This is a genomic window from Rhodanobacter sp. AS-Z3, assembly GCF_029224025.1.
In the GTDB taxonomy this organism is placed as follows: domain Bacteria; phylum Pseudomonadota; class Gammaproteobacteria; order Xanthomonadales; family Rhodanobacteraceae; genus Rhodanobacter.
This window is the reverse complement of record NZ_CP119392.1, coordinates 3,830,183-3,842,705: the sequence shown is the minus strand read 5'-3', so window position 1 is coordinate 3,842,705 and position 12,523 is coordinate 3,830,183. Positions and strand designations below refer to the sequence as shown.

The following is a 12,523-nucleotide window of genomic DNA, read 5'->3' as shown; positions in this document are numbered from 1 at the left end:
CGGTGTTGGCGCCTACAAGTTCTGGTAGTTCGGCCCCGAACCGCCTTCCGGCGTAACCCAGGTGATGATTTCGTAGGGGTCCTTGATGTCGCAGGTCTTGCAGTGCACGCAGTTGGCCGCGTTGATCTGCAGGCGCTTGCCGTGCGGCATGCTGGTGTCTTCGACCATTTCATAAACGCTGGCGGGGCAGAAGCGGGTGCAGGGATTGTCGTATTCCTCGACACACGTCGTGGCACAGATATTTGTGTCGGCAACATGCAGGTGGATTGGCTGGTCCTCGTCGTGCTCGGTGGCGGCGAAGTAGACGCCGGCCAGACGATCGCGCGGCGGCAGTGTGCGCGTCACGTAATCGCGTTCCGGCTCTTCGTATTCGCCAAGCTTGTGCAGACTGGACCAGTCGGCCTTGTTCTTCAGCGTCCACGGCGAGAGGCCCGCGGTGACAGTTTCCCATGCCGCATTGAGCATGCCGAACCACAAGCCTTTCTTGAAAGCCGGCTTGATGTTGCGCACTTTCTTCAGCTCGGCCATGACATCCGAGCTGCGCAGCTTGGCATCGAAGCCGGCCGGGTTGAGTCCGTTCGCGACCAGATGCTCGGCGGCCATCATGCCGCTCTTGATCGCCTGGTGCGTGCCCTTGACCTTGGGCACGTTGAGCAGGCCGGCGGTGTCGCCGATCAGCAGCGCACCGGGCATTTCGCATTTGGGTAGTGACTGGTAGCCGCCGGTGACGATCACGCGCGCGCCAGCGGAAAGGATCGTGCCGCCTTCGAGCATCGGCACGTTCATCGGGTGGTTCTTCCACTGCTGGAAGGCTTCCCATGGCTGGTATTTGGGATCGGTATAGTCGAGCCCGCTGACGTAGCCGAGCGCGAGACGATCACCGTCCAGGTGATACATGAAGCTGCCGCCGTAAGTATGCGTGTCGGCCGGCCAGCCGAAGCTGTGCACGATCTTGCCCGGGGTGACCCGGCCCGGTGGCAGTTGCCACAGTTCCTTGATGCCGATCGAGTAGCCCTGCGGGTCGCTGTTGGCATCGAGCTTGAAGCGTTTGATCAGCTTTTTGGTGAGGCTGCCGCGCGCACCTTCGGCAAGCACGGTGACCTTGGCCTTGATGTCGATGCCTTCGGTATAGCCGGGTTTGTGCGTGCCATCCTTCGCCACGCCCATGTCGCCGATACGCACGCCAGCAACCGAGCCGTCTTCGTTGTAGATGTTGTCGGCGGCGGCGAAGCCGGGGAATACATCCACGCCCAATGCTTCGGCCTGCGGTGCCAGCCAGGCGCACATCGCGCCCAGCGAGACGATGAAGTTGCCGTGGTTCTTCATGCCCGGCGGCACCATCATCTTGCGTCCACCGGTCTTGCTGAGCAGCCAGAACTCGTCCTCGCCAGCCGGTACGCAGATCGGCGGCGGGTTGTTGCGCCAGCCGGGCAGCAGCGCATCCAGCGGCTGCGGTTCGATCACCGCGCCAGAGAGGATTTGCGCGCCGATGGTCGAGGCCTTCTCGATCACGCACACACTGATCTCGGCGTTGAGTTGCTTGAGTCGGATCGCGAACGACAGTCCGGCCGGGCCGCCGCCGACCACAACGACGTCGTATTCCATGGTTTCGCGTTCGCTCATGGCGGACTCCAGCAGGCTGCGTTGGACACGGTCGATGGCCGTGCGTCAGGGTACGGATCTAACCAGCATTCTGGCGTTTTTGCCGCAATGCGGCAATGCGTGTTGCGACACGACTTGCATTCGCTTCACGTAGGGCGGCGATAATCGAACCCAAGATCAAGGGAGTCTTCATGAATTCAATGCCGCCGATCGCCGATCTCGACCTGCGTCGTGCTTCGCTATGTCAATTGCTGCACTGGCTGGCAACCGGGCGCGTGCAACCCCAGGCGCTGGCCGAGGTTTACCAGCAGGCGATCGAGCGACTCGATCCGCAGTTGCACGCCTATGTGGATCATCGTTCGGGCTTGTTGCAGGATCAGGCTGAGCTGGCCGATCGGCGCCGGCGTGACGGGGTGATCGGACGGCTGGACGGCATCCCGCTGGCGGTGAAGGACAACTTCGATATTGCCGGCTGGCCCACGCGGGTCGGGCTGCCGGCTCGCGGCAAGCCGGTGCACGACGATGCGCACGTGGTGGCGCGCTTGCGTGCGTCCGGTGCGTTGTTGCTGGGCAAGACCAATATGGACGAGGGCGCACTGGGCGCGACCACCGACAACCCGCATTTCGGCGCTACCCATAATCCGCACCGTCACGGTTACACCGCGGGCGGTTCGTCCGGTGGCGCGGCTGCAGCAGTCGCTGCGGGTCTGGCCGTGGCGGCGGTCGGTTCGGATAGTTTGGGTTCGATCCGCATTCCGGCGAGCTATTGCGGTGTCTATGCACTGAAGCCGACGCATGGCGAAATTTCCGCGCGTGGGCTGGTGCCCGCTGCACGTCGGCTGGATGCGGTCGGTCTGCTTGCACGCAGTGCGGAAGACCTCACCGTGCTGCTGCAGGTGCTGGCTGGTTACGACGCGGATGACGCACGCTCACGCCGCCGCCGTGTCGCGTTTGACGTACCGGACTGGGAGCCGGGCCACCTGCGTACGGGCCTGTTGCCCGATCTTGCGGCGGTGGGCGTGCAGCAGGATGTGATCGACGTATTCGAAGCTGCGCTGGCGAAGCTTCCACATGCACTGGGCGATCGTCGTACGGTGGATTTCGCGGACTGGGATTTTGCGCGCACGCGACGCGCCGGCTTGCTGTTGATGGAAGCAGAAATGCTTGGCACCTTTGCCGCCGACCTGGCAAATGCCGAGCGGCCGGTTTCGGATCGTTTCCGTCAGATGCTTGGCTATGCCGGCAGCAAGAGTGCGGCGGACTACGCCGTGGCGGATCGCGTGCTGGACGCTGCCACGTTGAAGATGCGCCGGCTGTTTTCGCAGGTCGACGTGCTGGTGTTGCCGACCACCCCGCAGGGCGCGTTCCCGCTGGACGGTCCAGTGCCCGATTCGCAGGCTGACCTCACCAGCTTTGCCAGCCTGGCGGGTTGTCCGGCGGTGAGCTTGCCGATGGGCATGTTGCCAAACGGCATGCCGGTGGGCATGCAGCTGGTGGGCGCGCGTGGGTCTGACCTGCGGCTGCTGGAACTGGCAGCGGTGTGTTCGGCCACTCTAGATGCCGATCCGCTGTATCCAGTGATGGCCTGACAGCCCGTAACGTCGGGCAAGTTGCGGCCGCGATACCGGTGAACGGCATATGCCCTGCACGCAGGGGTAGAAACGCCAAGGTTATTTTGGAGCGGCACCGGCACTCGCGTAACATGGCTCGAATATCGGCGCGCATGGGCGTGTCCGCGCTCAAGCCATCCACGGTTTATTCTCATGAGTAAAAGCCCGGCGGTGCTGCCCTCACACCTCGACGAACTCGAGGCTGAAAGCATCCACATCCTGCGTGAAGTACAGGCGTCATTCCGGCATCCGGTGATGCTGTATTCGATCGGCAAGGACTCCACCGTCCTGCTGCACCTGTTGCGCAAGGCGTTCCATCCGGGACGGCCGCCGTTGCCGTTGCTGCACGTCGATACGACGTGGAAGTTCCGCGAGATGATCGAATTTCGTGATCGTGTTGCAGCGGAAGGCAAGGTGGACCTGCTGGTGCACATCAACCAGGACGGCGTACGTCAGGGCATTTCGCCACTGACCCACGGTGCCACCGTGCACACCGACGTGATGAAGACTCAGTCGCTGAAGCAGGCACTGGATGAACACGGTTTTGATGCGGCGATCGGCGGCGCGCGGCGCGACGAGGAAAAATCGCGCGCGAAAGAGCGCGTGTTTTCGTTCCGCAATGCGCAACACCGCTGGGACCCGCGCAACCAGCGAGCTGAGTTCTGGCATACCTTCAATACGCATATCCGCAAGGGCGAAAGCGTGCGGGTGTTTCCGTTGTCCAACTGGACCGAGATGGATGTGTGGCGTTACATCGAGCGGGAGGGCATCGAGGTGGTGCCGCTGTATTTCGCCAAACCCCGCCCGGTGGTGGAACGCGACGGCGCCTTGATCATGGTCGACGATGATCGTTTTGTATTGCGCGAGGGCGAATCGGTGCAGATGCGCCAGGTTCGCTTCCGCACACTGGGGTGCTACCCGCTGACCGGCGCGGTGGAATCTTCGGCCGATACGCTGGCGAAGATCATCGAGGAGATGGTGTTGTCGCGCAGCTCCGAGCGGCAGGGGCGGGTGATCGATCAGGACCCATCGGCCTCGATGGAACGCAAGAAGCAGGAAGGGTATTTCTGATGACCGTATCGAGCGCGCCGGGACTGCTCCGGTTCATCACCTGTGGCAGTGTGGACGACGGCAAGAGCAGCCTGCTCGGTCGCCTGCTGTACGACGCCGGCATGCTGCCGGACGATCAATTGGCTGCGCTGGAACGGGATAGTCGCCGTCAGCATGGCGCCGCCAGCAATGTGCTCGATTTCGCCTTGCTCACCGACGGGCTGGAAGCGGAGCGTGCGCAGGGCATCACCATCGATGTGGCCTATCGCTACTTCCACACCGCACGCCGCAGCTTCATCGTGGCCGACTGCCCCGGCCATGAGCAGTACACCCGCAACATGGCCACTGGCGCCTCCAATGCCGAGCTGGCGGTGGTGTTGATCGATGCGCGCAAGGGGGTGCTGACGCAGACCCGCCGGCACACCTATATATGTTCGCTGCTGGGTATTCGCCAATTGGTGCTGGCCGTGAACAAGATGGATCTGGTCGATTTCGACCAGGCCACCTTCGAAACGATTGCCACGGAGTATCGCGAACTGGCGCATGACCTTGGCATTGACCAGGTGCATTGCCTGCCGGTGGTGGCGCTGACCGGCGATAACGTGGGCTCCCGTTCGACACGCATGCCGTGGTACGACGGCGGCAGTCTGCTCGAGGTGCTGGAGGCGGCCGATGTCGCACGCTTCCGCGCGACCGAATTCCGCATGCCGGTGCAGTGGGTGAATCGCCCTGACCATACCTTCCGCGGCTATGCCGGCACGATCTGTGGTGGCCGTGTGGCCTGCGACGACGAGATCATCGTGCAGCCCAGTGGCCAGCGCGCAAGGATCGCCCGCATCGTCACTGCCGATGGCGACCTGCCGCAGGCGACCGACGGTCAGGCAGTAACGCTGTGCCTGGACCGCGAGATCGATGTCAGTCGTGGTGACGTGATCGCCGACGCTGCACATCCCGCGCCCGTGGCCGATCAATTCGGCTGCCACCTGTTGTGGGTCGGTGATGCGCCGCTGCTGCCGAATCGCACGTATTGGTTGAAGCTCGGCACGCGCACCGTCAACGCGCGGGTGATGTCGATCAAGTACAAGGTCGACGTCAACAGTCAGGCCAGGTTGGCGGCACGGCAGCTGGAGTTGAACGAGGTGGGTTGCTGCACCCTGGGGCTGGATGACGAGATGGCGTTCGAGGCGTATGCCGAAAACCGCACGCTGGGCGGGTTCATTCTGGTGGATCGCCAGAGTAATGCCACCGTGGCCTGCGGCATGCTGGACTTCGCGCTCGGTCGTTCGTCCAACGTGCATTGGCAACAGGTTGATATCGACAAGCTCGTGCGCGCTTCAAGCAAGGGCCAGCAACCGCTATGCCTGTGGTTCACGGGTTTGTCGGGTGCCGGCAAGTCGACGATCGCCAATCTGGTCGAACGCCGCCTGCACGCATTGGGCTGCCACACCTATCTGCTGGATGGCGACAATGTGCGCCACGGCATCAACAAGGACCTGGGCTTTACTCCGGAGGATCGCGTCGAAAACATCCGGCGCATCGCCGAGGTGGCGCATTTGATGGTCGATGCGGGGCTGATCGTGCTGGTCAGCGCGATCTCGCCCTATCGAGGCGAACGCCGTACCGCCCGCGACTTGTTCGAGCCGGGTGAGTTCATCGAGGTGTTCGTTGATGCGTCGCTGGAGGAATGCGAGCGGCGTGACCCCAAGGGCCTGTATCGCAAAGCTCGTGCGGGCACGATCCGCAACTTCACCGGCATCGATGCACCTTATGAAAGGCCGGAGGCGGCCGAGATTCATTTGTCGGTCGATGGCCAGCGTAGTGAGGCTCTGGCCGAACAGGTTATTGCGCGCCTGCCCGGGCTGAGCTGAGCACTGCGACAACGCATGGCTTGGATTGGTCGATGCCGGCGGGGATAATGCTGCATTACCCAACCCGCAAGGCAGCGCTGCGATGACCGAGAAGACCGTACTCAATGACACCCATCGTGCGCTCGGTGCGCGCATGGTCGATTTCGGCGGCTGGGACATGCCGATCAATTACGGGTCGCAGATCGAGGAACACCACGCCGTACGCAACGGCGCCGGCATGTTCGACGTATCGCACATGACCGTCGTCGACCTGCACGGCGCGCGAACCCGTGACTTCCTTCGGCACCTGTTGGCCAACAGCGTCGACAAGTTGAAGGTGCATGGCAAGGCGCTGTACTCCTGCATGCTCGACGAACGTGGCGGCGTGATCGACGACCTGATCGTCTATTACCTGGGCGAGGAATTTTTCCGCCTGGTGGTCAATGCGGGCACCCGTGCCAAGGACCTCGCCTGGATCGAGCGTCAGGCGCAGGCGTTCGAGGTGCAGGTGAAGGAGCGCCCCGAGTTCGCCATGATCGCGGTGCAGGGTCCGGCCGCGCGTGCCAAGGTGCTGGAGCTGCTGCACGAGGTCGACCGTTCGCGCATCGAGAAGCTGGGCAAGTTTGCCGCTGCTGCCGCACAGGGCCCGCACGGCATGCCGCTGTTTGTGGCGCGCACCGGCTATACCGGTGAGGACGGTTTTGAAATCATCGTTCCTGCCGAGCACGCGGTTGCCCTGTGGGAAGCGCTGGCCGCTGCGGGTGTCGCGCCTGCCGGCCTTGGTGCACGCGATACGCTGCGGCTCGAAGCGGGCATGAACCTCTATGGACAGGACATGGACGAGACGGTCTCGCCGTGGGAAGCCAACCTGGGCTGGACCATTGCGCTGGACGAAGGGCGTGATTTCATTGGTCGTGTTGCACTGGAACAGCAGAAGGCGGCCGGCGTGCCACGCGTGATGGTTGGTCTGGTGCTGGACGACAAGGGCGTGTTGCGCCACGGCCAGAAGGTGCTCACGGCGAACGGCGAGGGCGAGATCCTTTCCGGCAGCTTCGCCCCGACACTGAACAAGGCCGTGGCGTTCGCGCGCATTCCAGCCGGTGCGCCCGGCGAGGTGCGGGTCGACATCCGCGGGCGCGAAGTGCCGGTGCGCCTGGTGAAGTATCCGTTCGTTCGTGACGGCAAGCCGTGTGAAGGGATCTGAACTGTTCCTTCACTCTGTTTGTCAGTGGCACATTTTTCCCTGCGGCGGATATGGCTAGAATCACCGCCTGTAACCCAACCCCAATAAGTGGACATCGATCATGAGCGAGATTCCCGGCGATCTGAAATTTCTCAAGTCCCACGAGTGGGCCCGTGTCGAAGACGACGGCCTGGTTCGGGTGGGCATCTCCGACCACGCGCAAGGTCAGCTTGGTGACCTGGTGTACGTGGAGTTGCCCGAAGTCGGCGCTGCCGTGAAGGCCGGTACCGGTGTGGCCGTGGTGGAGTCGGTGAAGGCAGCCTCGGATATCTATTCGCCGATCTCCGGGGAAATCGTCGAAGTCAACGAACTGCTCAACGACAAGCCCGAAACGATCAACGAAGATGCCTTCGGTGAAGGCTGGATCTTCCTGGTGCGCCCGAGTGACCGCGCCGAGCTCGACGAGTTGCTTGACGCCAACGAGTACGAAGAGCTGGCCGAGAACGACGACCACTGAGTTCTTCATCATCGAGTGTTGCCGTGCCGGCCGCAATCTGCGGCCGGTGCTGTTTCTGGTCAGCTAATTCCCGGGAAAGACGTCGCAGAAACTGTCGCAATGATCCACCGAGAGGTCGCCAGGACGGTTACATGCGGCCGCGTCTTTCGACCTGATCGGGTTGCGCCGACAAGGTGAGCTTGTTGGCCACTACGACGAATCGACTGGCCTCTTCGAAAGAGAATTTTTCTGCGTCGTCGTTGCCAAAGTTGATGGCCATCGATCGCCACGGCATCCGCTTCGATGGACGCTGTCCGCACCCTCCGCATTTTGGTTCGGCAAGGGTCAGCGGTTCCGGGTGGCGTTTCTCTGACCCATTTCGGGCTGTCACGAAAAATGATTTCGGTAGCCATTTGTTCATGTAGCGGCGGCGTTCATTTGCTCGCTTTGTAATGGCTTGCATTGCTGCGCCTGGTCTGTGCTGTTTTCCTCATCGACGATGGCAACATGTGCCGAAAGTGTTGTGCAGCAATGGTTTCCGGGCGTTTTGTGTTTTTTTCATAAAAACCATATGGAAGTATGGACGTCTATTTGAAAAACCCTGGCAGGGGCCGTGAGCCTTGTCAGACGGGGCTTTTGACGTTTTCCGGAGGGCTCGGGCGGATCAATTTAATGACTGAAATCAATTGACAGCAGAAATCTTCAGGGATAGCTTTCGCAACAGATCACGGGGAATGCGTTTTATGGCGACAACCAAATTCATCAAGCCGTACGTCGAACACGGTGAAAAGGCGAATGCAGTACGCAAGATCACTGTCTCGATTCCGCTGCATGTATTGCGGCGGCTTTCTGATTTGCGCACGCATCGTCAAGTGAACAATCTTCGGCACGCTACCAACAGTGACGTGTTGGTCGAAGCGTTCCTGCACGCTTTTACTGGGCAACCACTGCCAACTGATGAGGAGCTAAGACGAACCATGGCCACTGCCAAGAAACCCGCTGCAAAGAAACCGGCCGCCAAGAAGGCCGCCGCCAAGAAACCTGCTGTGAAAAAGGTTGCCGCCAAGAAGCCGGCCGCCGCCAAGAAAGTTGCTGCCAAGAAGCCGGCAGCGAAGAAGGTTGCTGCCAAGAAGCCGGCAGCGAAGAAGGTTGCCGCCAAGAAGCCGGCCGCCAAGAAGGTTGCTGCGAAGAAGCCGGCTGCTGCCAAAAAGGCTGCCGTGAAGAAAGTTGCGAAGAAGGCTGCGCCGAAAAAGGCTGCCGCCAAGAAAGCTGCACCGGCCAAGGTGGTCAAAGCCACCAAGACCGCCAAAGCGAAAAAGTAAGTTCACCAGCGATACCCCACAATAAGACAAGTAATCGACTTCTCTCCCTGCGGTGCCCAGCGCAGGGAGAGCACTTCGAAAGATTCGTCCCGGCCTGGCCGGGACGCTTCGTTTCCGGGGTTGCAAATTCGCAACCTGCTGGCTGGCATCCGCCTGATGCGGGTGCCGTATTTGCTGGCGCCCCGACCTTCCGTGGGTCCGCCAATCACCGGACATTTGCTGTGCTGTGCCATAGGAGTTACCTTCTGCACATCCGCGCCGCGGTGAATCCGGGGGATTCGCCGCTCCTGGGTGTACAGGGGGAAAAAGCGCGGGTATCTGTCGACACTCAGCGAGAGACCATGGATACCCGATACATACTTGATACGCGCCGGCATGCGCGCGGGGCCATTCGGCCTATTGTCTTTGCCGTCATTGCCATTTTCGCCTTGCTTGCCGCGGCGGCCTGGTTCCTTATCATCAAGCCTCATCAGGAACTGGTGATGGCCGACGCGGGCGGTCATCCGTCCACGCCAGTTGCCACGGTCACGCGGTCGGCGCCGCCACCCGCCAATGTGGCGGCGATGGATACGAACGAGCTGCTGTCCGAGGCGCGCACCGCCATGAACGAGCAGCGCTACCTGGCACCGACCGGCAACAACGCGTTCGAGTTCTATCTGCGCGTGCTGGAAAAGGACCCCGGTAACAAGGTCGCGTCGGATGCGTTGCGCGAGACCTTTCCGTTCGCTGCAAATTCGGCGGAGCAGGCGATCAACTCGCGCGACTTCAATGAAGCGCAGCGCGAGATCGACCTGCTGGCGAAGGCTGATCCGGCAAACTTCACTCTGACCATCCTGCGTTCCAAGCTGGATGCCCAGCGCAAGACGCTGGACAAGCAGCAGCAGCAGGCGCTGGATCAGGAAAAGGCGGCACAGCTAGCGGCGCAGAAGGCCGCGGCGGAAAAGTCTGCCGCTGATCAGTTGGCCGAGCAGCAAAAGGCGCTGGCAGCCGAGCAGGCGCGCGCGCAGGCGGCGCCCGCAAAAACTGCCCAGGCTCCGGCTGCCGGTCCGGCATCGGCAGCTGATTCGGCTGGCGCGAGCAAGGCTGCTGCACCGGCGGCGACGACGGCGGCGGTGCTGGTGAAGTCGGTGCCTGCACGGTACCCGACGGCAGCGATGCGTACGCGTCAGGAAGGTTGGGTGGTGGTTTCTTTCACTGTCGACCCCGACGGCAAGACCAGTGAAGTGAAAGTCGTCGACTCACAGCCGCGTCACGTTTTTGATCGTGCGGCGATGGACGCGGTCGAGCGTTACCGTTTCACCCCGGCAACGCGTAATGGCGAGGCGATCTCCACCGTGAAGCAGCAGCGGATCGAGTTCAAACTCTGATCCTTGGATGATCGGTGAATGGGCGGCGCATGTTCTGCATGCGCCGCTTTCTTTTGGGCGGACCGGATTCAATGTTTGCGCGTTGGCCGGTTGCGCACGCGAGGCTTGTGCCTTGGTTTGGTCTTGGCCGGCGCTGCAGCGGATTTGGTGCCCTCGATGTCGGCCCAGTCGACATGCGGCAGACCGAGCAGGTCGTCAAACACCATCGGCATCAAGCCGCTGGGCGTGGGGCCGGTCGAATTCCACAACGTGACAACGCCAGCACGGTACTTCGGAAAGAAGCCGATCATGGTGCGATAGCCGGCCACGGCGCCGGCATGATAGATCAGGGTTTCGCCAGCGTACTCATAAACGCGCCAGCCCAGCGCGTAGTGTGCGTCGGTCAGTCGCGCGCGGCGCCAGGGTGTCGCGCGCAGCTCGCTGGGGGTGGGGACACCGGGCGCGTGCAAAGTGTCCAGCAGTGACGTGGGCAACACGTCCTGGCGGCCGCCCATTTGTGCAATCAGCCATTTCTCCATGTCGCGAATGCTGGCGTTGACGCCGGCGGCGGGCGCGACGCGGTAGTACGTTTCGCTGGGATCGAATGGAATCCATCCGCGACTGGTGGCTCGATGCGGGCGTGCCCAGCTCTTGCTGGATTCCAGTGCTGCGCGGCCGTAGCTTGCCGTGGTCATGCCCAGCGGATAGAAGATGCGCTTGTCGACCTGGTGATAGAAGAAGTCACCGGTGCGCGCGAGCACGACGTCGCCAATCATGCTGAAAGCCACGTTCTGGTAGCCGTAGCATTCACCGACGCCGCAAACCAGGTCGACTTCGTCGAGCTTGCGCACCAGTTCCTCGTAGGGAGTGTCTCCTTCGAGCATGTTGTCATAGGTGTTTCGCGGTAGCCCGAGCCGTTGTCCCAGGATGTCGCCCACGGTTGCCTGCGCGGCGGCGTGCATGTCTTTCAGCTTGAAGTACGGCAGCACGTCGAGCAGCTTGGTATCCCAGGCCAGCTTGCCGTCGTCGACCAGCAGGCCGGTGATGGCGGTGGCGAAAGCTTTCGACAGCGAGGCCAGGCGAAATACGGTATGCGGGGTCACCGCTTCCTGGGTCGCCGCGTTCGCATAACCGACTGTGCCCTCATAGACCACCTTGCCGTCGATCACCACGGCGGTTGCCAGACCGGCCACCGCCTTTCGTTGCGCGATGCGATTCAACCAGCGTTGGTAGTCTGCCAGCGTTTGCTTGACCCGCTCTGCCGGCAGTTTCTGTGGCGTGGAGGCCACACTGACGTTGGCAGGTTCTGTCGCGGTGGTGGATGCTGACGCGGCCGCGTACAACGGCGAAAACGCCAGCCCGAGGGCGGCCGCGATCAGCAGGGAGATCTTCTGAAACTGCATGGTATTCTGACGTGATTCCGGCGTGGGGATGCGCCTTAGAGTAGGGAGTTCGGCTATGGGTTTGATCATTTTTCTGACGATTATCATTCTGATTGTCTTGTACTTCGTGGCGATCTACAACGGACTGGTCACTTCGAGGAATGGCTACAAGAACGCTTTCGCGCAGATTGATGTGCAACTTACCCGCCGCCATGACCTGATTCCGAATCTGGTCGAGACGGCCAAGGGCTACCTCGCTCACGAACGTGGCACCCTCGAAGCGGTGGTGCAGGCGCGCAACTCCGCCGTCAGCGGGTTGGCAAGTGCCAAGGCCAACCCCGGTGATCCCTCCGCGATGCAACAGCTGGCCAGTAGTGAAAATGCTTTGACACAAACTTTGGGTCATTTGTTCGCGCTGCAGGAGGCTTATCCGGATCTGAAGGCAAATCAGACCATGATGCAGCTGTCCGAGGAGCTCACTTCGACCGAGAACCGGGTGGCCTTCGCGCGGCAGGCGTACAACGATTCCGTGCTGACCTACAACAACAAGCGTGAGGTTTTTCCCGCCTCGTTCGTGGCCAACAGTTTCAGTTTCGTCGCTGCCGAGCCGCTCAAGATCGAAGATCCTGCCGTGCGTGACGTGCCGAAGGTCTCCTTCAGCTGATCGTCGTGGCGTCGTGGCCTG

Annotated in this window: 11 protein-coding genes; 8 read left to right on the top strand and 3 right to left on the bottom strand. The window is 61.8% G+C overall.

Features of this window, described 5'->3' with window-relative positions:
* Positions 1 to 12 precede the first annotated feature (12 nt).
* Entirely contained in the window at positions 13 to 1,623 is a 1,611-nt protein-coding gene (locus PY254_RS17140) for an electron transfer flavoprotein-ubiquinone oxidoreductase (RefSeq protein WP_281013266.1), read from the bottom strand.
* A gap of 170 nt (positions 1,624 to 1,793) precedes the next feature.
* On the opposite strand from PY254_RS17140, the gene PY254_RS17135 reads away from it, so the two are divergent.
* The 5 genes from PY254_RS17135 to gcvH all read left to right on the top strand — a co-directional run bounded on the left by PY254_RS17135 (position 1,794) and on the right by gcvH (position 7,809).
* Complete coding sequence (locus PY254_RS17135) at positions 1,794 to 3,191, top strand: amidase (protein WP_281013265.1); 1,398 nt, start codon at positions 1,794 to 1,796, stop codon at positions 3,189 to 3,191.
* Positions 3,192 to 3,365: 174 nt separating this feature from the next.
* Positions 3,366 to 4,283 carry a sulfate adenylyltransferase subunit CysD gene (cysD, locus tag PY254_RS17130; RefSeq protein WP_281013264.1) on the top strand — a complete coding sequence of 306 codons (918 nt, stop codon included), beginning with the start codon at positions 3,366 to 3,368 and terminating at the stop codon, positions 4,281 to 4,283.
* The gene (gene cysN / locus PY254_RS17125) at positions 4,283 to 6,130 is read left to right on the top strand and encodes a sulfate adenylyltransferase subunit CysN (RefSeq protein ID WP_281013263.1); all 1,848 of its coding nucleotides are present in this window, start codon (positions 4,283 to 4,285) and stop codon (positions 6,128 to 6,130) included. The genes cysD and cysN overlap by 1 nt, the downstream gene beginning before the upstream one ends.
* An 82-nt stretch (positions 6,131 to 6,212) precedes the next feature.
* On the top strand, positions 6,213 to 7,313 hold the full coding sequence (gene gcvT / locus PY254_RS17120) for a glycine cleavage system aminomethyltransferase GcvT (protein WP_281013262.1): 1,101 nt from the start codon (positions 6,213 to 6,215) through the stop codon (positions 7,311 to 7,313).
* Between the two features lie 100 nt (positions 7,314 to 7,413).
* Complete coding sequence (gene gcvH, locus PY254_RS17115; RefSeq protein WP_281013261.1) at positions 7,414 to 7,809, top strand: glycine cleavage system protein GcvH; 396 nt, start codon at positions 7,414 to 7,416, stop codon at positions 7,807 to 7,809.
* Between the two features lie 127 nt (positions 7,810 to 7,936).
* Here gcvH and PY254_RS17110 read toward each other — a convergent pair whose 3' ends face one another.
* Positions 7,937 to 8,251 carry a hypothetical protein gene (locus PY254_RS17110; RefSeq protein ID WP_281013260.1) on the bottom strand — a complete coding sequence of 105 codons (315 nt, stop codon included), beginning with the start codon at positions 8,249 to 8,251 and terminating at the stop codon, positions 7,937 to 7,939.
* Positions 8,252 to 8,474: 223 nt separating this feature from the next.
* Here PY254_RS17110 and metJ point away from each other — a divergent pair, with 223 nt between their 5' ends.
* A complete protein-coding gene (metJ, locus tag PY254_RS17105) occupies positions 8,475 to 9,110 on the top strand; it encodes a met regulon transcriptional regulator MetJ (protein WP_345781818.1) in 636 nt (211 codons plus the stop codon).
* A 341-nt stretch (positions 9,111 to 9,451) separates the two neighbouring features.
* Complete coding sequence (locus PY254_RS17100) at positions 9,452 to 10,477, top strand: energy transducer TonB (protein WP_281013259.1); 1,026 nt, start codon at positions 9,452 to 9,454, stop codon at positions 10,475 to 10,477.
* Between the two features lie 68 nt (positions 10,478 to 10,545).
* On the opposite strand, the gene PY254_RS17095 is transcribed toward PY254_RS17100, so the two are convergent.
* Positions 10,546 to 11,859, bottom strand: a complete 1,314-nt coding sequence (locus PY254_RS17095) for a serine hydrolase domain-containing protein (RefSeq protein ID WP_281013258.1) — start codon at positions 11,857 to 11,859, stop codon at positions 10,546 to 10,548.
* A gap of 55 nt (positions 11,860 to 11,914) precedes the next feature.
* Between PY254_RS17095 and PY254_RS17090 the strand changes: the two genes are divergently transcribed.
* On the top strand, positions 11,915 to 12,502 hold the full coding sequence (locus PY254_RS17090; RefSeq protein ID WP_281013257.1) for a LemA family protein: 588 nt from the start codon (positions 11,915 to 11,917) through the stop codon (positions 12,500 to 12,502).
* The last annotated feature ends 21 nt before the right edge of the window (positions 12,503 to 12,523 follow it).

Bases quoted from the DNA above. Each gene is read 5' to 3' on its own strand.
- gcvH (WP_281013261.1), top strand. From the start codon at position 7,414: ATGAGCGAGATTCCCGGCGATCTGAAATTTCTCAAGTCCCACGAGTGG.
- PY254_RS17100 (WP_281013259.1), top strand. From the start codon at position 9,452: ATGGATACCCGATACATACTTGATACGCGCCGGCATGCGCGCGGGGCC.
- gcvT (WP_281013262.1), top strand. From the start codon at position 6,213: ATGACCGAGAAGACCGTACTCAATGACACCCATCGTGCGCTCGGTGCG.
- cysD (WP_281013264.1), top strand. From the start codon at position 3,366: ATGAGTAAAAGCCCGGCGGTGCTGCCCTCACACCTCGACGAACTCGAG.
- cysN (WP_281013263.1), top strand. From the start codon at position 4,283: ATGACCGTATCGAGCGCGCCGGGACTGCTCCGGTTCATCACCTGTGGC.
- PY254_RS17140 (WP_281013266.1), bottom strand. From the start codon at position 1,623: ATGAGCGAACGCGAAACCATGGAATACGACGTCGTTGTGGTCGGCGGC.
- PY254_RS17095 (WP_281013258.1), bottom strand. From the start codon at position 11,859: ATGCAGTTTCAGAAGATCTCCCTGCTGATCGCGGCCGCCCTCGGGCTG.
- PY254_RS17110 (WP_281013260.1), bottom strand. From the start codon at position 8,251: ATGCAAGCCATTACAAAGCGAGCAAATGAACGCCGCCGCTACATGAAC.
- PY254_RS17090 (WP_281013257.1), top strand. From the start codon at position 11,915: ATGGGTTTGATCATTTTTCTGACGATTATCATTCTGATTGTCTTGTAC.
- PY254_RS17135 (WP_281013265.1), top strand. From the start codon at position 1,794: ATGAATTCAATGCCGCCGATCGCCGATCTCGACCTGCGTCGTGCTTCG.